Here is an 18,926-nt window from a genome sequence, read left to right on the forward strand (position 1 = left end):
TATGGCCGCCATGGCGGCCGTCTTGGGTCAGTAGAGGAAGCGTATGAGCGCAGTCACCACCCCCAACCTCGTCGGCATCACCGGCCTGGCCCGCCGCCTGGTCCAGGACGGTGCCCTGGACGAGGCTTCCGCCCGAGACGCCATGGCCAAGGCCACGGCGGCCCGCCAGCCGCTGCCGACGTGGTTCGCGCAGAACAAGCTGGTCAGTGCTTCGCAGCTTGCCGCCGCCAACTCGGTCGAGTTCGGCATGCCCTTGTTCGACGTGTCCACCTTCGATGCCAGCCAGAACGCGATGAGCCTGGTCAGCGAGGAGCTGCTGCGCAAGCACAACGTGCTGCCGCTGTTCAAACGCGGCGGCAAGCTGTTCGTGGGTACCAGCAATCCGACCCATGCGCTGGACGAGATCAAGTTCCATACCAACCTGGTGGTGGAGCCGATCCTGGTCGATGAGGACCAGATCCGCCGCACGCTGGAACAGTGGCACGCCAGCCATGACACCATCGGCGACGCGCTGGGCGGCGACGACGAGGGCATGGCCAACCTCGATGTCGGCCTGGGCGACGACGAAGGCGCGGGCACCGACGCCGGCATCGACGCCAAGGGCGACGACACCCCGGTAGTGAAGTTCGTCAACAAGGTGCTGGTCGACGCGATCCGCAAGGGCGCCTCGGATATCCACTTCGAGCCCTACGAAGACGATTACCGCGTGCGCCTGCGCATCGACGGCCTGCTGAAGATGGTGGCGCGCGCGCCGGTTAAGTTGAACCAGCGCATTGCCGCGCGCCTGAAGGTGATGGCGCAGCTGGACATCGCCGAAAAGCGCGTGCCGCAGGACGGGCGCATCAAGCTCAACCTGTCCAAGACCAAGCAGATCGATTTCCGCGTCAGCACGCTGCCGACCCTGTTCGGTGAAAAGGTGGTGCTGCGTATCCTGGATGGCAGCGCGGCCAAGCTGGGCATCGACAAACTGGGCTACGAGCCGGACCAGCAGAAGCTGTTCCTGGATGCGATCCACAAGCCTTACGGCATGGTGCTGGTGACCGGCCCCACCGGTTCGGGCAAGACCGTTTCGCTGTATACCGCGCTGGGCATCCTCAACGACGAGACGCGCAACATTTCCACCGCCGAAGACCCGGTGGAAATCCGCCTGCCCGGCGTCAACCAGGTGCAGCAGAACAACAAGCGTGGCATGACGTTCGCTGCGGCGCTGCGCTCGTTCCTGCGACAGGATCCGGACATCATCATGGTCGGCGAAATCCGCGACCTGGAGACGGCCGAGATTGCGATCAAGGCGGCGCAGACCGGCCACATGGTGCTGTCCACGCTGCATACCAACGACGCGCCGCAGACCATCGCGCGTCTGATGAACATGGGCATCGCGCCGTACAACATCACCAGCTCGGTGACGCTGGTGATCGCGCAGCGCCTGGCACGCCGGTTGTGCCCGAACTGCAAGCGCCCGGCGAACCTGCCGGAGCACGCACTGCTGGCCGAGGGCTTCACCCAGGCGCAGCTGGATGCGGGCATCCAGTTGTATGAGGCGGTGGGCTGCGATGAGTGTACCGAGGGCTACAAGGGCCGAACGGGTATCTATCAGGTGATGCCGATGACCGATGAGATCGCCACCATCGTGCTGGCCGGTGGCAATGCACTGCAGATTGCAGAGGCGGCGCAGCAGATCGGGGTGAACGACCTGCGGCAGTCTGCGTTGATGAAAGCTGCGGCCGGGATCACCAGCCTGGCGGAGATCAATCGCGTTACCAAGGATTGAGGTAGAGCCGAGCCCATGCTCGGCTGAGGTACCGAAGAGCAGCCGAGCGTGGGCTCGGCTCTACAGTAGATCCACGCCATGCGCGGATGATCGGCCACGGATCCCATAGTAGTTCCACGCCATGCGTGGATGGCGCGGTCCCGAGAGCAGCCGAGCGTGGGCTCGGCTCTACAGTAGATCCACGCCATGCGTGGATGATCGGCCACGGATCCCATAGTAGTTCCACGCCGTGCGTGGATGGCGCGGTCCCGACCACCGCGCAGCCGGGCATGGGCTCGGCTCTACTCCATCCCCAGCTTCTTCAGTTTGTAGCGCAGCGCGCGGAAGGTAATCCCCAACTGCGCAGCCGTGCGGGTCTTGTTCCAGCGGTTCTCTTCCAGCGCGCGCTGGATGGCGCTGCGCTCCAGCTGCTCGATGTACGAGGGCAGGGCGGCGCTGCCGGGCTGCAGGTCGGCCACGGCTTCGGCGGGCGCGGCACTGCCCGGCGCACGCGGGGCGTGCTGCGGCAGGCGCAGGTCGTCGGCACCGATGCGGTCTTCTTCGGCCAGTGCCAGCGCGCGTTCCAGAATGTTCTCCAGCTCGCGCACATTGCCCGGGAACGCATAGTGGGCCAGCGCTTCCAGCGCCGACGGCGCCAGCAGCGGGGTGGCGCGGCCGTGGCTGCGGGCCAGCCGCGCCAACACGGCAGCGGCCAGTTCCGGCAGGTCCTGGCGGCGCTCGCGCAGTGGCGGCACCTTCAACTCGATCACGTTGATGCGGTAGTACAGATCGTGGCGGAAGCGCCCGTCCTCGACCAGCTCGGCCAGGTCCTTGTGGGTGGCCGATAGGATGCGTACGTCCACCGGCTCTTCGTTGGCCGCACCGACCGCGCGCACCGACTTTTCCTGGATGGCGCGCAGCAGTTTCACCTGCATCTGCAGCGGCAGCTCGGCCACTTCGTCCAGGAACAGGGTGCCGCCGTGCGCGGCCTGGAACAGGCCGGGCTTGTCGGCATGCGCGCCGCTGAAGCTGCCTTTGCGGTGACCGAAGAATTCGCTTTCCATCAGCTCGCCGGGAATGGCGCCGCAGTTGACCGGCACGAACGGCCCGGCCGCGCGCGCGCCCTGGGCGTGGATGGTGCGAGCAACCAGTTCCTTGCCAACCCCGGATTCACCGAGGATGTAGACCGGCGCCTGGCTGCGCGCGACCTTGCTGATGGTGGTGCGCAGTACGTCCATGGCCGGCGAAGCGCCGAGCAGGCGTGCTGCCTGTTCGGTGGCGGGGCCGGGCGCAGGGCGTTCGCTGTTGTTGAGTTCCAGCGCGTGCTTGACCAGGCCACGCAGTACCGAGATGTCCACCGGCTTGCTGACGAAGTCGAAGGCACCGGCCTTCAGCGCTTCCACGGCCAGGTCCATGCTGCCGAACGCGGTGATCATCGCCACCGGCGTGCGCGGGTAGTGCTGGGCGATCTCGCTGACCAGCTCGATACCGTTGCCATCCGGAAGCCGCATGTCGGTGATGCACAGATCGTACGGATTGCTGGCCAGCAGCTCGCGTGCTTCGGCCAGGTTGGCGGCGGTACTGATGCGCAGGCCCATGCGGCCAAGGGTCAGTACCAGCAGTTCGCGGATGTCGCGTTCATCGTCGACGACGAGGGCGCTGCGGGTTTCGTTCATGGGCGTGAAAGATAAACGAGGGGGCTGGAAGCGACAAATGTTTGACGCACAGATCTGCAATCAGGTGGGCAGCAGCGTGTGGGGGCCGGGCAGCACCAGGCGGAAGCAGGAGCCGCCGGCGGGCACGGGAATGTAGTCCAGGCGTGCCTGGTTGGCCCGGCACAACTCGCGGGCGATATACAGGCCCAGCCCGGTGCCGTGCTCGGAGGTGGTGAAGAACGGACGGAACAGCTGTGCGGCCACGCTCTCGGGAATGCCCGGGCCACGGTCCATCACGTCGATCACCGCGCTGCGCTCGTGCTGGGCCACGCGCAGGCGCACCCGCGCCGGCTGCTGGCCGATGCGGCCGTACTTCAATGCGTTGTGCACCAGTACGGTGAGCACCTGGTACAGGTGCTTGGTATCGACCTGCGCCATCACCGCCGTACCGCTGATGATCGGTTCGATGCTGTCGGTTTCCAGCGTCTGGCCTTGTTTGTACTCCAGCACGAAGCGGCGCACGAAGGCGACCAGGTCGACGTTCTCGGGCGTGGCGCGTTCGCGCCGTGCCAGCCCCAGCACGCTTTCGACGATGCCATTGGTGCGCTGGCATTGCTGGCGGATGATCTGCAGCAGGCGGCGGTCGCTTTCGTTGAAGCCGGTGCCTTCTTCCAGCAGCTGCACGGCATAGTTGATCGCCGCCAGCGGGTTGCGGATTTCATGGGCGAGGCTGGCGGAGAAGCGGCCCATGGCCGACAGGGTGAGCGATTCGGCGCGCCGCGAGACCACGCTGGAATCGTCCAGGAACACCAGGGCCAGCTCGCTGCCCGCCAGCAGGCGGGCGAAGCGCGGTTGCACTTCCGGCTGGTCGGGGTTGAGCTGCAGCGGCAGTTCGTCCTGCGCCCAGCCGTTGCGCCAGCGCTGCAGGCGGCGCGCCAGTTCCGGCGCGGCACTGGCCAGATCCAGGCGTCCTGTCTCACCGATGCCGTCATTGTCACCGAGCAGCATCGAGGCCGCTTCATTGGCCAGGGTGATGCGGTTGTCGGCGTCTACCACCAGCACGCCAGTGCGCATGCGGCGGATGATCAGTTCGTTGATCTGGAACAGGTTGGCTACTTCGTCGCCGCGCTGGTTGGCCAGCTGCTGGTTGCGGCGTGCGCGGCTGCCCACCTGGTAGCTGATGAAGGCCAGCGCCAGGTAGCTGGTGGCGAACATGGCCAGCTCGGCCAGCGTGCGGGTGGGATCGCCGCCTTCCAGCACTTTCCACAGGTATTCGGTACCGGTGGCCAGGCTGGCCGCGACTGCCAGGCCCAGCCCCCAGCTCAGCGGCAGCAGGGTGGCGGCCGCGGCGATGTTGAACAGCAGCGACATCGAGATGCCGGCGCTGGCGCCGGGCAGGGCGTGCGCCAGCAGGGTGGCGGCGATGATATCCACCAGCACGCTGGTGACCACGATGGGGCGCAGCCAGCGTTCGTTGCGGCCGATCGCCAGGGCCAGCAGCGACAGCACCAGATAGATGGCCGCAACGGTATCGGCCAGGCGCGGGTGGTGGGCCTCGCCGACCATGCCGGACAGGGGGCTGTAGAGCAGGCCGGCGATGACTGCGGCGATCAGCACCCGGTACAGCGCGAAGAAGTACAGCTCACGCCGCGGAATCGATTCGATGCGGTCGATCAATGAAGCACTGGGTGACACGCCGGAACTCCCCTTCTGGCTGCCTGGGTCTGGAATCTGCGGCGGGCCTGCCTGGCATCCCCTGAGGCCGGGCGGGCACGTCGCGTCGATGTAGTGTCGAGCGTGCTCGAGAGGGCCAGTATAGGGCCCCTGCGCTGGCGCCGCGGGACCGTCCCGCATCGCGCATTTGGCCCGCCGCGGAGACCGGAGGCCAGCGCCAGGGCGGGCGCAACTGCCTGAATGACCGCGAAAATCCGCCCGCGTCTGGCGTTTTGTACAGACTTCTTTGCGCCCCGGCGCCGGCTCGGCCACAATAGTGGGCCCGCCGCGGTCCGTGCCGGTGCCTCTTCCAGGGGCCCTGAGGAATTGCGTGCGGTCGTTCCTATTCCCACGGTGACGCATGAATTTCCACGAATACCAGGCAAAACAACTGCTTGCCGAATACGGCATCCCGGTCCCGGCCGGCAAGGTCGCGGCGACCCCGGACGAGGCGGTTGAAGTCGCCCAGTCGCTGGGCCAGGGCCCCTGGATGGTCAAGGCGCAGATCCACGCTGGCGGCCGCGGCAAGGCTGGCGGCGTCAAGTTCTGCAAGACCGTCGATGATGTGAAGGCCGCAGCGGCCAAGATGCTCGGCACCAAGATGGCCACCTACCAGACCGCCGGCGTCGAGCTGCCGATCAACCTGGTGCTGGTGACCACCGCCGGTGAGATCGTCAAGGAGCTGTACCTGTCGGTCCTGGTGGATCGCGGCACCCGCACCATCAGCTACATCGCCTCTTCCGAAGGCGGCATGGAAATCGAGCAGGTCGCTGCCGAGACCCCGGACAAGATCCACACCCTGAACGTGGACTTCGTCGAAGGCGTGCAGGGTTACCACGGCCGTGACATCGGCTTCAAGATGGGCCTGACCGCCAAGCAGGCCGGCCAGTTCGCCAACATCATGGTGAACCTGTACCGCATCTTCAACGAAAAGGACCTGGCGCTGGTTGAGATCAACCCGCTGGCCATCCTGGACGATGGCAACCTGTACGCGCTGGACGGCAAGTTCAACAGCGACGACAACGCCAACTTCCGCCACAAGGAACTGGTCGCGATGCGCGACAAGTCCCAGGAAGACGAAACCGAAGTGACTGCTTCGGAGCTGGACATCAACTACGTCACCATGGACGGCAACATCGGCTGCATGGTGAACGGTGCCGGCCTGGCCATGGCCACCATGGACGTCATCAAGCTCAACGGCGGCGAGCCGGCGAACTTCCTGGACGTGGGCGGCGGTGCCAACAAGCAGCGCGTCATCGAAGCGTTCAAGCTGATCCTGTCCTCGGACAAGGTCGAAGGCATCTTCGTCAACATCTTCGGCGGCATCGTCCGCTGCGACATGATTGCCGAAGGCATCATCGCCGCCGTGAAGGAAGTGGGCGTCAAGGTTCCGGTCGTGGTGCGCCTGGAAGGCACCAACGTGGAAGAAGGCAAGCAGCTGCTGCGTGACAGCGGCATGGCCATCATCCCGGCTGACAACATCAACGACGGCGCCAAGAAGGTCGTTGAAGCGGTCAAGAACGCCGCCTGATCCACGACACCGAAGGAAATTCCCATGTCTGTTTTGATTAACAAGAACACCAAGGTGATCGTGCAGGGCTTCACCGGCCAGCAGGGCACCTTCCACGCCACTCAGATGATCGAGTACGGCACCCAGGTTGTTGGCGGCGTGACCCCGGGCAAGGGTGGCACCACCCACATCGACCTGCCGGTCTTCAACACCGTTGCCGACGCCGTGCAGAGCACCGGCGCCAACGCGTCGGTCATCTACGTGCCGCCGCCGTTCGCGGCCGATGCGATCCTGGAAGCCGCTGCTGCCGGCATCAAGGTCATCGTCTGCATCACCGAAGGCATCCCGGTGCTGGACATGCTGCGCGTCAAGAACGTGCTGACCCGTTCCTACCCGGACACCGTCCTGATCGGTCCGAACTGCCCGGGTGTCATCACCCCGGGTGAGTGCAAGATCGGCATCATGCCGGGCCACATCCACAAGCCGGGCAAGATCGGCATCGTGTCGCGTTCGGGCACCCTGACCTATGAAGCGGTCAAGCAGACCACCGAAGTCGGCCTGGGCCAGTCCACCTGCATCGGCATCGGTGGCGACCCGATCAATGGCCTGAACTTCGTCGACTGCCTGAAGCTGTTCAACGAAGACCCGCAGACCGAAGGCATCATCATGGTCGGCGAAATCGGCGGTGACGCCGAGGAAGCCGGTGCCGAGTACATCAAGAACCACGTGAAGAAGCCGGTCGTCGGTTTCATCGCCGGTGCGTCGGCTCCGGCCGGCAAGCGCATGGGCCACGCCGGCGCCATCGCCTCGGGCGGCAAGGGCACTGCCGAAGGCAAGTTCGCCGCCATGGAAGCTGCTGGCGTCGTCACCGTCCGTTCGCCGGGCGACCTGGGCGCCGCCATCGCCAAGCTGGTGAAATAAGAACGACTGCCTCTGGCAGCCGATTCTGTAGAGCCGAGCCCACGCTCGGCTTGCTTTGGAAAAGCCGCCCTCGGGCGGCTTTTCTGCGTCTGGCGGCCGCCTGGTCGGCCCATCCACGCATGGCGTGGATCTACTGAGCCGGGGCTGTCCACGCAGTGAACGCCCCCGGCACGGGCACGACGCGGCGCTACAATGGGCGCATTGCAACCACAGGCTGGATTCCCATGGCTTCGATCCGCATCGCGATGGCGCAATTCGATTTCCCGGTCGGCGATGTCGCCGGCAACACCGAGCGCATCATCGAGATGATCGGACAGGCGCGCGACGAGTATGGCGCCGAGCTGGTGATGTTCCCCGAGCTGGCAGTGAGCGGTTATCCGCCGGAGGACCTGCTGCTGCGTCCCGGCTTCCTGTACGAATGCGAGCAGGCGATGGGCCGTATCGCTGCTGCCTGCCGTGGCATCACCGCCGTGGTCGGCTGGCCGCAGGCGGCTGGTGCGGTGGTCTACAACGCCGCCAGCGTGCTGCGCGATGGCCTGCTGGAGCAGACCTACCGCAAGCGCGAGCTGCCCAACTACGCGGTGTTCGACGAGCGTCGCTACTTCGATGTCGATCCGGACGGCGGCAGCTGTGTGTTCGAGGTCAATGGCATTCCGGTGGGTTTGCTGATCTGCGAGGACCTTTGGTTCGCCGAGCCGCTGGCCGACACCGTGCGCGCGGGGGCGCAACTGGTGGTAGTGCCCAATGCCTCGCCGTACGAGCGGGGCAAGCACGCCCAGCGCGACGCGGTGCTGGCCGCACGCACCCGCGAGAGCGGGGCGGCCATCGCCTATCTCAACGTGGTCGGTGGCCAGGATGCGCTGGTGTTCGACGGCGCGTCGGTGGTGGCAGATGGTGACGGCACGGTACACCCGGCTGCCGCTGCCTTCGTCGACCAGTGGCTGGTGGTGGAGTACGACGGTGAGACCCGCCGCTTCATGCCGCACGTGTGGATGGACGATGGCGACGAGAGCATGGACGCGCTGGCCTGGCGTGCCGTGACCCGTGGCATCCAGGACTACTGCCGCAAGAACGGCTTCAAGAAGGTGTGGCTGGGGCTGTCCGGTGGCATTGATTCGGCGCTGGTACTGGCGCTGGCGGTCGACGCGCTCGGCGCTGGGAACGTTACCGCCGTGCGCCTGCCGTCGCGCTATACCGCCGGCATGTCCAACGACCTGGCCGCCGAGCAGTGCCAGGCACTGGGCGTGAAGCTGGAAGCGGTCTCGATCGAGCCGGCGTTCAAGGGCCTGATGGAATCGCTGGCGCCGATGTTCGAAGGCACCGCGCCGGACGTGACCGAAGAGAACCTGCAGTCGCGCAGCCGCGGGGTGATCCTGATGGCACTGGCCAACAAGTTCGGCGGCCTGTTGCTGACCACCGGCAACAAGAGCGAGTACGCCGTCGGCTACGCCACCATCTACGGCGACATGTGCGGTGGCTATGCGCCGTTGAAGGACCTGTACAAGACCGAGGTGTTCGGCCTGTCCAAATGGCGCAATACCGTGGGCGGCGCGCCGGTGATTCCGCCGGCGGTGATCAGCCGCCCGCCATCGGCCGAGCTGCGCGAGAACCAGCTGGACCAGGATTCGCTGCCGGCCTATGACGTGCTGGACGGCATCCTGTACCGCTACATCGACCAGGAACAGTCGCGCACGGAGATCGTGGCCGCCGGCTACGACGCGGCCGTGGTTGACCGCGTGCTGCGCCTGGTACGCATCAGCGAGTGGAAGCGGCACCAGGCCGCGCCGGGGCCGAAGGTGTCGCGCCGGGCGTTCGGTCGCGAGCGTCGCTACCCGATCAGCAACGGCTACAAGGGCTGAGGCAACGGAGGGTGGGCAGTGCCGGCCGCTGGCCGGCAACCCGTCGGCCCTCTCCGGTGGGTGCGGACCTTGGTCCGCACGGTGGTCGAAGATCATCCACGCGTGGCATGGATCTACGGGACTTCGTCGAGCAGCTGTTCGATGCCGGCAGTTTCCGCAGCGTCGCTGAAGTGGCCATCCTCAAACCGCGCACGTACGAACGCCAGGCCATCCGCCGCCGCCGCGTCCAGCGTGCCGCGGTGATCGACCGGATAGCGCCGGAACGCGACCGGCTCGCCTCGCAGGGCCAGGCCTGCGGCATACAGCAGGGTGGTCAGATACGGCACATCGCGGTCCTCGCTGCCGTGGCCCAGCATCAGCGGTTGGCTGAAGCCGCGGCGCGGTACGCCAAGGTAGTCGTACAGCACGGCCCAGATGCCCGGCACGTGGGTCAGCGGTGCAGTGAACATGCTGCCGGTGTCCGCGCCGTCCAGGGTGACGGCCAGTTCGCCCAGGCACTGCTCGCGTGCCACCGCCACCCGCGCGCGGCCTTCATCGCTGAGGACGCGGTCGATCTGCGGCGCGGCCTGCAGCAGGCCATCGAGCAGATACGCGTGATACGCGTTGAGCGCGCCCGGATTGGCGGTGCGGTTGTCGGGCTTCATCACTAGCGCGGTCAGTTCGACTGCGGTGGGCGTTCCGGTGGTGAAGCTGCCGCGGTACTGCAACGACGGCCCACCATAGGAGGGGGCGATGTGGCCCGCCGTGAGCGCGGCGGCACCGCCCTGCGAATGGCCGACCGAGACCCAGCGCGGCGACAGCGTCCCGTTGCCGAGGTACTGGCGGCTGGCCTTGATCATGTCGATGGCGTTGCGCGCGGCAGTGCGCACATGCAGATAGGCATGGCTGCCTGGACTGCCCAACCCCTGGTAATCCGCCGCGACCACGGCATAGCCCTGCGCCAGGAACTGATCGAGGAAGCGCCCGTCGCGCGCGGGCTGGTACGGGCCGGAGACCGAAGGCGCACAGCGATCGGCGATGCCCTGCGTGCCATGCGCCCAGGACACGACCGGCCAGCCGCCCGCCGGCGCCGTGCCGGCGGGCAGGTACAGCAGGCCAGTGCCTTCGGCCAGTTGGCCGCGATGATCCGGGGTACGGTAGTACAGCTTGTAGGCGTGCGCGGCCTTGGAGGGCACCCACGACGCGCGATAGGGGGCTGCAGACAGCAGATCGCCCGGTGCTGCCGGTGCGGCAGCCAGGGAGGCCGAGGACAGCGCCAGCAGGGCAGTGGCGAGGAGGCAGGCGCGGGGACGGAAATGGCGTGGCGGTGGGGTCATGAGGCGCTCCTTCACGGCCGGGATGGCCGTTGCGCCGCAGTGTGGAGGGGCTCGCCCGCGCCGATTGGGACCGGCGTCGCATCCGCCGGGGATTCGTAGAATTCCTAGTGTCGTGGTCCATGGGCGCACGAACCATCCACGCATGGCGTGGATAACCGACAAAGAAAAGGCCCCTTGCGGGGCCTTTTTCTTATTTCTTTTCCAGTCGCGCGTTGCGCTGGCCGGTGCTGGCGGACTTCTCGCCAGCGAACGGGTTCAGCTTGCGGATCATCCATGGGTACTTCGGCCACTTGCCTTCCAGCCACGGGTGGTCCGGCTGGTTCAACTGCAGGACGCGGCGCGCATCATCGGCCAGGGTCTTGTTGCCCAGGTGGGTGTAGGAATCGGCCAGGACAGCGACGGCGTCGTACTGGAACGCGCTCTGCGGATAGGTTTCCAGCAGGTAGTTGGCGCGGCCGGCGGCCGAGACCCAGGCGCCGCGGCGCATGTAGTACAGGGCGTTGTCCAGTTCGTGCTGGGCGAATACGTCACGCAGTTCCAGCATGCGCTGGCGCGCATCGGCGGCGTAGCGGCTGTTCGGATAGCGGTCCACCACGATGTTGAAGTCCGAATACGCCTGGTGCGGCGTGGACAGGTCGCGGCGGCTGGCATCCAACGCCCATACGCGACGCAGGAAAACCGTACTGCGGTTGGAGTTCGCCAGGCCGCGCAGGTAGTACAGGTACGCGATGTTGCGGTGGGTCGGGTAGGTACGGATGAAGCGGTCGATGCTGGACACCGCGTCATCGTGCTTGCCGGCCTTGTACTGGGCGTAGGCGGTCTCGATCATCGCCTGCTCGGTGTACGGACCGTACGGATACTGGGCCACCAGGCGGCGGAAGCTGGCCTCGGCGCCGCTCCAGTTGCCGCCCTGCATCAGCTTGTGGCTTTTCTCGTACAGCTGTTCGACCGGCACGCCTTCATCGGGGCGATCACCCTTCTTGGCGCCGCGATGGCAGCCGGTGGCGGCGATGACCAGCACCAGCAGCAGGGCGGTGAGGCGGACGGGCGCGGAGAGCATGGCGGAGCGTCGGATCATGGGGTCGAGGCGGGACGCGGCTGGAATACGAAGGGTCGATGATAGCCTAGTGTCCTGTCCAGCGACTGAAACCGGCCGCCGGGACCCCAAAATTTCAAAGAATGCCCCCTGCCATGTCTGAACAACCCTCTGAATCGGCCCGCCAGGCCATCGTCCCCGACACCGCTGCCGGGCGCCGTTTCGACGCCGTCGTGGCCGAACTGTTCCCCGAATACTCGCGTTCGCGCCTGACCGAATGGATCAAGGCCGGGGAGGTGCTGCTGGACGGTGCCCAGGTGCGCCCGCGCGATCCGCTGCGCGGCGGCGAGGTGGTGACCCTCAACGTGGTACTGGAAACCCAGACCGACGCCCAGCCGGAGGACATCCCGCTGGACGTGCTGTTCGAGGACGAGCACCTGCTGGTGATCAACAAGCCGGTCGGCCTGGTGGTACACCCGGGCGCGGGCAACCACAGCGGCACCCTGGTCAACGCCCTGCTGTTCCGCGACCCGTCGGTGGCGGTGCTGCCGCGCGCCGGCATCGTGCACCGCCTGGACAAGGACACCAGCGGCGTGATGGTGGTGGCCAGGACCCTGGAAGCGCAGACCGCGCTGGTCGAGCAGCTGGCGGCACGTGACGTGCACCGTCAGTACCTGGCCATCGTGATGGGCGCGCTGGTGGCCGGTGGTACTGCCGATGCCCCGATCGACCGCCACCCGCGCGATCGCCTGAAGATGGCGGTGCGTGAGGACGGCAAGGAAGCGGTGACCCACTACCGCCTGCGCGAGCGCTTCCGGGCACACACCGCGCTGGAGTGCCGCCTGGAAACCGGTCGTACCCACCAGATCCGCGTGCACATGGCGCACGTGCGCCATCCGATCATCGGCGACCCGCTGTATGGCGGCGCGCTGAAGCTGCCCAAGGGCGCCAGCGACGAGCTGGTGGCCGCGCTGCGCGGCTTCAAGCGCCAGGCCCTGCATGCCGAGACGCTGGAGTTCATGCACCCGATCACCGGTGAACCGGTGCGCAACACCGCGCCGGTGCCGGAGGACATGCTGCACCTGATGAAGGTGCTGCGCGAAGACAGCGAAGCCTTCGCCGCACGCGAGCGGGACCGCTGGTGATGGCCGCCGCGCTGCCCTTGCTGCAGGCGGACTGGCCGGCGCCTGCGGGCGTCCATGCGCTGACCACGCGCCGGCACGGTGCGGGCATCTCGCCGGCGCCGTTCGCGCAGTTCAACCTGGGCAACCGGCACGCGGCCGATGGTGATACCCCCGCCAACGTCGAGCACAACCGCCAGCTGCTGCAGCAGGGGTTGGCGCTGCCGTCGGCCCCGCACTGGCTGCGCCAGGTGCACAGCAGCACCGTGCTGCGATTCAACGCGCCGCCGGTGCCGGGTGCCGCCGAGCCGGTGGCCGACGCCACGGTGACCTCGGTGCCCGGCGTGGTGCTGGCGATCCTGACCGCCGACTGCCTGCCGGTGGTGTTCGCCGCCGCTGATGGCAGTGAGGTGGGCGCGGCGCATGCCGGCTGGCGTGGCCTGGCCGACGGCATGCTGGAGGCCACCGTGGCGGCCATGCAGACGCCGCCGGCGCAGTTGCGCGCCTGGCTGGGACCGGCAGCCGGGCCGGCCGATTACGAGATCGGTGAAGAGGTCTACCACGCCTTCGTCGGACACGATCCGGCCGCCGAGGTGGCGTTCGCAGCGACCCGCGCAGGTCATTGGAAGGTGGACCTGTTCGCGTTGGCCCGCCAGCGCCTGCAGGCGGCGGGCATGGACCCGGCGCAGGTATACGGCGGCACGGTGTCGACCATGGCCGATCCGGACCTGTACTCGCACCGGCGCGACCGCCGCACCGGACGCATGGCGACGTTGGCCTGGATCGCACCCTGACTACGCCCCTGTTTGCACGGGTGCTGGGGCCGGCCTTCGCCACCCTGGCACCGCCGGTGCAGGCGCTGCACGCCGCACCACAGCCGTGCCGCTACGTGGGGAAGGCGCGGATCCAGCGCGGGCGTCACGGGCTGGTGCCGCTGCTGGCCGCAGTGGCACGGTTGCCGAAGAGCGGCGACGCGCTGCCAACCGAAGTGGTATTCAGCACACACGGGCAGGGCGAGCAATGGGCGCGGCGGTTCGGCCGCTGGCCAATGGTGTCGCGGCTGTGGGCGCACGACGGGCATCTGCGCGAGCAGTTGGGCGCGGTGCGCTTCGAATTTGATCTGCAGGCCCGCGAGGGTGGCATCGACTGGTCGGTGCGCCGGGCCTGGGCGTTCGGGCTGCTGCCGCTGCCAAGGCGCTGGTTTGATGGCGCGCGTTGCCGCGAAGCCTGGCAGGGCGAGCGCTACACTTTCCTGGTCGATGTGACGCTGCCCTGGGTGGGAGCCCTGATCCGCTATGAAGGCTGGCTCGAACCGCGGTGAGGCCGCCGCCGAGGCTGGGACCGCGGTGATCGTATTCGATGGCGTATGCGCGCTGTGCAACCGCTGGGTGCGCTTCCTGCTGCGCTTCGACGGCAGGGGGCGCTATCGCTTTGCAGCGATGCAGGGGCAGAAGGGCAGCGCGATGCTGCGCGCGCACGGGCTTGATCCGCAGGACCCGATGTCGTTCCTGCTGCTGGACGCACAGGGTGCCTGGACCGATACCGATGCGATGCTGCGCGTCCTTGAGGGGCTGGGCGGCGCCTGGCGCTTGGCCGGCGTGCTGCGGCTCGTGCCGCGCGGCTGGCGTGATGCGGCGTATCGCGCGCTGGCACGCAACCGCTACCACTGGTTCGGTCGGCATGAGGCCTGTTACCTGCCCGCACCGGAGCAGGCCGCGCGGTTCCTGGATTGATCGCCTGTCTTTTGTAGAGTCGAGCCATGCTCGACTTGCTTTTTTCTCCTGCCAATAGCAGCCGCGCATGGCTCGGCTCTACAAAACGCAGCCGAGCATGGCTCGGCTCTACAGGAACGCGTGCCTCAACCCTCCAGCGCGTCCAGGTAGCTGCGGCGCCAGTGGTTGATGTCGTAGGTGCGCAGGTGCTCCATCATCGCGTGCCAGCGCTCTTTGCGCCTGCTCAGCGACATCGTGGCTGCGGTGGCGATCGCATCGGCCACGCCGTCCAGATCATGCGGGTTCACCAGCAGTGCCTGCTTCAGTTCGTCGGCGGCGCCAGCCAGCAGTGACAGCACCAGCACGCCCGGATCCTCCGGGTCCTGCGACGCCACGTATTCCTTGGCCACCAGGTTCATGCCATCGCGCAGCGGCGTGACCAGGCCGACCGCCGCCGCCCGGTAGAAGCCGGTGAGCGTGGCATGTGTGAAGTTCTGGTTGACGTACCGCAGCGGCGTCCAGTCCGGCTCGGCATGGCCGCCGTTGATGTGGCCAGCGATCTGCTCCAGCTGGCTGCGCAACTGCCGGTACTCGGTGACATCACCGCGCGAGACCGGGGCGATCTGCAGGTAGGTCAACGAGCCGCGCTGGTCAGGGTGGCGCTGCAGGTAGCGCTCGAAGCCAAGGAAGCGCTCGGGGAGGCCCTTGGAATAGTCCAGGCGATCCACGCCGATTGCCAGCTGGCGGTCGCGCAGGCTGGCGCGAAGATTCTTCACGGCGGTCTTGGTGGCGGCTGTGCCGGCCTGGCGTGCGATCAGCTCGGTGTCGATGCCGATCGGGAAGGCTGCTGCACGGAAGCGGCGCCCGCCCGGCGCTTCCAGCTCGCCGTTGTCGAGCACGCGTCCGCCGCCGAACAGGCGCAGGTAGGTCTGGAAGCGATCGGCATCGCGCTGGGTCTGGAAGCCGACCAGATCGTAGGCATACAGCGCCGAAAACAACCGCAGGTGATCGGGCATCGCCTGCAGCAGGTCCGCCGACGGCATCGGGATGTGCAGGAAGAAGCCGATGCGGCAGCCGATGCCGCGCTCGCGCAGCAGCGCGCCGAGCGGAATCAGGTGATAGTCATGGATCCAGACGATGTCATCCTCGCGCAGCAATGGCGCGAGCTTGTCGGCGAACAGCGCGTTGACCTTGTGGTAGGTCTCGCGGGTGCCGCGGTCGTAGTCGACCAGATCCAGCCGGAAGTGAAGCAGTGGCCACAGCGTCCGGTTGGCGAAGCCATTGTAGTAGCCATCGACTTCGCGCTTGCTCAGGTCCATGGTGACGTAGTCGATGTCACCGTCCTTCTGCCGGTGCAGCGTGCCGCTGCCTTCCTTTACGGTCTTGCCGCTCCAGCCGAACCACAGGCCGCCGCGCTCCTTCAGGGCGGCCAGCAGGCCGACCGCCAGGCCGCCTGCGCGGTTCTCGCCGGGCACGGCCACACGATTTGATACCACGACCAGACGACTCACGATGCCTCCTGCCAGGACCGCGACAGGCGCATCGCGGCGGTGATCAGGCCGACGTGCGAATAGGTCTGCGGGAAATTGCCCCAGGCCTCGCCGCTGTCGAAGGCCAGATCCTCCGACAGCAGGCCCAGGTGGTTGCGCTGCTTCAGCAGCAGCTCGAACATCTCGCGTGCTTCATCCATGCGCCCGATCGCCGCCAGCGCATCGATGTACCAGAACGTACAGATGGTGAAGCTGGTTTCCGGTTCTCCGAAGTCATCCGGCGCGACGTAGCGGTACAGCGAATTGCCGTGCTTGAGGTCGCGGCCGATGGCATCGACGGTGGCAATGAACCGGGCGTCCATCGCGTCGATGAAGCCGATGTCGGCCAGCAGCAGCAGCGAGGCATCCAGGCGATGGCCGCCGAAGGTATCGGTGAAGTGGCCCAGCTCCTCGCTCCAGGATTCGGCCATGATGCGGGCGTGGATGGTGTCGGCGCGCTCGCGCCAGTAGTGTGCGCGGTCATCACGCTTCAAGCGCACGGCGATCTTGCACAGGCGGTCGCACGCAGCCCAGCACATCGCGCTGGTGTAGGTGTGCACTTCGGTGCGGCCGCGGAATTCCCACAGGCCGGCATCGGGGACGTCGTGCAGGGCGAAGGCCTGTTCGCCCAGGGGTTCCAGGCGGGCAAACGTGTGCGCGTCGCCGGGATCCTGCAGGCGACGGTCAAAGAACAGCTGCGTGGACGCCAGCACCACGCTGCCGTACACGTCGTGCTGGCGCTGCACCCAGGCCAGGTTGCCGCGACGCACCGGGCCCATGCCGCGGTAGCCGGACAGGCTGGGCACCTCATCCTCGTCCAGCTTGGCCTCGAAACCAATGCCATACAGCGGTTGCAGCGTACCGTCGGTGGTGGCCAGGTTGAAGATGTAACCGAGGAACTGTTCCATCGTGCGCGTTGCGCCCAGACGGTTCAGCGCGCGCACCACGAACGCCGCATCGCGCAGCCAGCAGTAGCGGTAGTCCCAGTTGCGCACGCTGCCGGGTGCTTCCGGAATGGAGGTGGTCATCGCCGCGATGATCGCGCCGCTGTCCTCGTACTGGCACAGCTTCAGCGTGATCGCACTGCGGATGACCGCGTCCTGCCACTCCAGGGGAATGGACAGGTAGCGCACCCATTCGCGCCAGTAGTCGCGGGTGCGCTGGAAGGCTTCCTGCACGTAGCCGCTGATCGAGCGGTTGAGCGATTCGTCCACGCCCAGGATCAGGTGGACGGGATGGCTGAGCACGAACGGCAGGCCGTCGCGCACGAAGCGGACCGGCACATCGGTGGTCAGCCGCAGCACGTGCTCGGGCAGGATCCAGCGCACATGGTTGCTGCCCCAGGTGGACTCCGGCACGCGCGCGCCCCAATCGGCCAGCGGGCGGGCGCGCACGGTGATGCGTGGGCTACCGGCCAGCGGGCGCACCTGGCGGATCAGGCTGACCGGCCGGTAGAAGCGGTCGTTCTGGCGCCAGCGGGGCGCGAAGTCGAGGATCTCCAGTTCGCCGCCGTGCGTGTCGCGCAGGACGGTGCGCAGGATCGCCGTATTGGTCAGGTACTCCTGCTCGCTGCTGGCGAAGTCTTCCAGCTCGATGGCGAAGTCACCACCGGTCTGCTGGTTGGGGCCGAGCAGGGCACAGAAGGTGGGGTCGCCGTCGAAGGTGGGCAGGCAGCTCCAGACAACGCGGGCACGTTTGTCGACCAGGGCGCCGAAGCTGCCGTTGCCGACCACGCCCAGATCAAGATCGGGTTGGGTCATCACGCGGTACATCTCGGTTGCGGCCGTGGGGGGGGCCGGGTCAATAGGCATTCTCACGCAGCCAGGCGTGCACGCTGCGTATGTCGGGCAGCGCGAACACGGCCACGCTGGGTTCGCGTTCGCCCACCAGCACGCTCCAGCCATGCTGGCCGTTGGCAGCGTCGAAGCCGAATTCGTCGGTGAGGTCGTCACCGAGGAAGACGGGCAGGCGGCCACGGAAGGGCAGGTACTGCATCATTCTCCGCACCGCACGGCCCTTGTCGCTGCCAACCGGGACGAACTCGACCACGTGGTCGCCGGGTTGCAGGCGGTAACTGGAACGGCCGCGCACGTGGCGGTCGGCGAAGGCGCGGACGTCGCTGGCGGCGTGCGGCGCGCCGCGCCAGTGCAGCGCCAGGCCGACACCCTTTTCTTCCACCAGCACGCCGGGGTGGCCATGGGCGAAGCGCATCGCCTGCTGGTGCAGCGCGTGCAGCCACTCGGCGGTGTCGTCGTCGTGCTCCTCGCGCAGCACACGACCGTCCTCGCCGCGCAATTCATGGCCATGCAGGCCCGCGGCAGGCAGTTGCAGGGGAGCGAACAGTTGATCGAGCTGCTCAAGCGGGCGACCACTGACCAGTGCCACGGCACCTTCCAGGCGGTCGCTGATGCGGCCGATGGCGTCGCGCACATCCGGCAGCAGCTGCACGGCATCCGGGCGCGCAGCGAACTCGATCAGGGTGCCATCGACATCGAGGAACAACGCACAGGCGTCGTCCAGCAATGGCGGTGGCGGACGCAGGGGGAGCGGTTCAGCCATGCGGCCCACCTTGCCAGCGTGGGCGTGTACGTGGGGTCGAGGGCAGGCTACGGATCAGCTTCGGTGGGTGCCGACCGTTGGTCGGCACAAAGGGTCAGCCTGCATTGAACCCAGACAGTGCGGACCAACGGTCCGCACCCACCGAGAGCGATCACTTCCGGTGGGTGCCAACCGTTGGTTGGCACAAAGGGTCAGCCTGCATTGAACCCGGGCAGTGCGGACCAACGGTCCGCACCCACCCAATG

The 18,926-nt window shown here is 67.2% G+C and carries 15 protein-coding genes; 8 read left to right on the forward strand and 7 right to left on the reverse strand.

The window, feature by feature from the left end:
- Window positions 1-43: 43 nt before the first annotated feature.
- On the forward strand, window positions 44-1,771 hold the full coding sequence (pilB, locus tag R5H29_RS22390) for a type IV-A pilus assembly ATPase PilB (protein WP_332329874.1): 1,728 nt from the start codon (window positions 44-46) through the stop codon (window positions 1,769-1,771).
- Window positions 1,772-2,052: 281 nt separating this feature from the next.
- Here pilB and R5H29_RS22395 read toward each other — a convergent pair whose 3' ends face one another.
- Window positions 2,053-3,426 carry a sigma-54 dependent transcriptional regulator gene (locus tag R5H29_RS22395; protein WP_021204206.1) on the reverse strand — a complete coding sequence of 458 codons (1,374 nt, stop codon included), beginning with the start codon at window positions 3,424-3,426 and terminating at the stop codon, window positions 2,053-2,055.
- A gap of 60 nt (window positions 3,427-3,486) precedes the next feature.
- Entirely contained in the window at window positions 3,487-5,100 is a 1,614-nt protein-coding gene (locus R5H29_RS22400; RefSeq protein WP_111098288.1) for a PAS domain-containing sensor histidine kinase, read from the reverse strand.
- A 379-nt stretch (window positions 5,101-5,479) separates the two neighbouring features.
- On the opposite strand from R5H29_RS22400, the gene sucC reads away from it, so the two are divergent.
- The 3 genes from sucC to R5H29_RS22415 all read left to right on the forward strand — a co-directional run bounded on the left by sucC (window position 5,480) and on the right by R5H29_RS22415 (window position 9,408).
- Window positions 5,480-6,649, forward strand: a complete 1,170-nt coding sequence (gene sucC / locus R5H29_RS22405; RefSeq protein ID WP_005418614.1) for an ADP-forming succinate--CoA ligase subunit beta — start codon at window positions 5,480-5,482, stop codon at window positions 6,647-6,649.
- A gap of 24 nt (window positions 6,650-6,673) precedes the next feature.
- Entirely contained in the window at window positions 6,674-7,549 is an 876-nt protein-coding gene (sucD, locus tag R5H29_RS22410; RefSeq protein WP_005418610.1) for a succinate--CoA ligase subunit alpha, read from the forward strand.
- A gap of 224 nt (window positions 7,550-7,773) precedes the next feature.
- Window positions 7,774-9,408 (forward strand): NAD+ synthase, encoded by a 1,635-nt coding sequence (locus tag R5H29_RS22415; protein WP_021204204.1) that lies wholly within the window; start codon window positions 7,774-7,776, stop codon window positions 9,406-9,408.
- A 113-nt stretch (window positions 9,409-9,521) separates the two neighbouring features.
- Here the strand turns inward: R5H29_RS22415 and R5H29_RS22420 are convergent, their stop codons facing one another.
- Entirely contained in the window at window positions 9,522-10,724 is a 1,203-nt protein-coding gene (locus tag R5H29_RS22420; protein ID WP_206621696.1) for a lipase family protein, read from the reverse strand.
- A gap of 190 nt (window positions 10,725-10,914) precedes the next feature.
- Window positions 10,915-11,802, reverse strand: coding sequence for an outer membrane protein assembly factor BamD (locus tag R5H29_RS22425; RefSeq protein WP_031270743.1), 888 nt, complete (start codon window positions 11,800-11,802; stop codon window positions 10,915-10,917).
- A 113-nt stretch (window positions 11,803-11,915) separates the two neighbouring features.
- On the opposite strand from R5H29_RS22425, the gene rluD reads away from it, so the two are divergent.
- The 4 genes from rluD to R5H29_RS22445 are packed head-to-tail and all read left to right on the forward strand — an operon-like array spanning window position 11,916 to window position 14,614.
- A complete protein-coding gene (gene rluD, locus R5H29_RS22430; protein ID WP_021204201.1) occupies window positions 11,916-12,905 on the forward strand; it encodes a 23S rRNA pseudouridine(1911/1915/1917) synthase RluD in 990 nt (329 codons plus the stop codon).
- A complete protein-coding gene (gene pgeF / locus R5H29_RS22435) occupies window positions 12,905-13,675 on the forward strand; it encodes a peptidoglycan editing factor PgeF (RefSeq protein ID WP_332329875.1) in 771 nt (256 codons plus the stop codon). The genes rluD and pgeF overlap by 1 nt, the downstream gene beginning before the upstream one ends.
- Before the next feature lie 20 nt (window positions 13,676-13,695).
- Window positions 13,696-14,202 (forward strand): DUF4166 domain-containing protein, encoded by a 507-nt coding sequence (locus R5H29_RS22440; RefSeq protein ID WP_332329876.1) that lies wholly within the window; start codon window positions 13,696-13,698, stop codon window positions 14,200-14,202.
- Entirely contained in the window at window positions 14,177-14,614 is a 438-nt protein-coding gene (locus R5H29_RS22445) for a thiol-disulfide oxidoreductase DCC family protein (RefSeq protein ID WP_171953466.1), read from the forward strand. The genes R5H29_RS22440 and R5H29_RS22445 overlap by 26 nt, the downstream gene beginning before the upstream one ends.
- A gap of 125 nt (window positions 14,615-14,739) precedes the next feature.
- Here the strand turns inward: R5H29_RS22445 and otsA are convergent, their stop codons facing one another.
- Genes otsA through otsB form a run of 3 tightly spaced genes read right to left on the reverse strand, consistent with a single transcriptional unit; the run spans window position 14,740 to window position 18,681 of the window.
- A complete protein-coding gene (gene otsA, locus R5H29_RS22450) occupies window positions 14,740-16,104 on the reverse strand; it encodes an alpha,alpha-trehalose-phosphate synthase (UDP-forming) (protein WP_021202062.1) in 1,365 nt (454 codons plus the stop codon).
- On the reverse strand, window positions 16,101-17,882 hold the full coding sequence (locus R5H29_RS22455) for a glycoside hydrolase family 15 protein (RefSeq protein WP_031269310.1): 1,782 nt from the start codon (window positions 17,880-17,882) through the stop codon (window positions 16,101-16,103). Before R5H29_RS22455 ends, otsA begins: the two co-directional genes overlap by 4 nt.
- A 40-nt stretch (window positions 17,883-17,922) precedes the next feature.
- Entirely contained in the window at window positions 17,923-18,681 is a 759-nt protein-coding gene (otsB, locus tag R5H29_RS22460) for a trehalose-phosphatase (RefSeq protein ID WP_134732523.1), read from the reverse strand.
- Window positions 18,682-18,926: the final 245 nt, after the last annotated feature.

Source organism: Stenotrophomonas sp. A3_2 (assembly GCF_036624925.1).
GTDB classification, from domain to species: Bacteria; Pseudomonadota; Gammaproteobacteria; order Xanthomonadales; family Xanthomonadaceae; genus Stenotrophomonas; species Stenotrophomonas hibiscicola.

Bases quoted from the DNA above. Each gene is read 5' to 3' on its own strand.
- R5H29_RS22420 (WP_206621696.1), bottom strand. From the start codon at position 10,724: ATGACCCCACCGCCACGCCATTTCCGTCCCCGCGCCTGCCTCCTCGCC.
- otsB (WP_134732523.1), bottom strand. From the start codon at position 18,681: ATGGCTGAACCGCTCCCCCTGCGTCCGCCACCGCCATTGCTGGACGAC.
- R5H29_RS22445 (WP_171953466.1), top strand. From the start codon at position 14,177: ATGAAGGCTGGCTCGAACCGCGGTGAGGCCGCCGCCGAGGCTGGGACC.
- pgeF (WP_332329875.1), top strand. From the start codon at position 12,905: ATGGCCGCCGCGCTGCCCTTGCTGCAGGCGGACTGGCCGGCGCCTGCG.
- pilB (WP_332329874.1), top strand. From the start codon at position 44: ATGAGCGCAGTCACCACCCCCAACCTCGTCGGCATCACCGGCCTGGCC.
- R5H29_RS22425 (WP_031270743.1), bottom strand. From the start codon at position 11,802: ATGATCCGACGCTCCGCCATGCTCTCCGCGCCCGTCCGCCTCACCGCC.
- R5H29_RS22455 (WP_031269310.1), bottom strand. From the start codon at position 17,882: ATGACCCAACCCGATCTTGATCTGGGCGTGGTCGGCAACGGCAGCTTC.
- R5H29_RS22415 (WP_021204204.1), top strand. From the start codon at position 7,774: ATGGCTTCGATCCGCATCGCGATGGCGCAATTCGATTTCCCGGTCGGC.
- sucD (WP_005418610.1), top strand. From the start codon at position 6,674: ATGTCTGTTTTGATTAACAAGAACACCAAGGTGATCGTGCAGGGCTTC.
- rluD (WP_021204201.1), top strand. From the start codon at position 11,916: ATGTCTGAACAACCCTCTGAATCGGCCCGCCAGGCCATCGTCCCCGAC.
- sucC (WP_005418614.1), top strand. From the start codon at position 5,480: ATGAATTTCCACGAATACCAGGCAAAACAACTGCTTGCCGAATACGGC.
- R5H29_RS22395 (WP_021204206.1), bottom strand. From the start codon at position 3,426: ATGAACGAAACCCGCAGCGCCCTCGTCGTCGACGATGAACGCGACATC.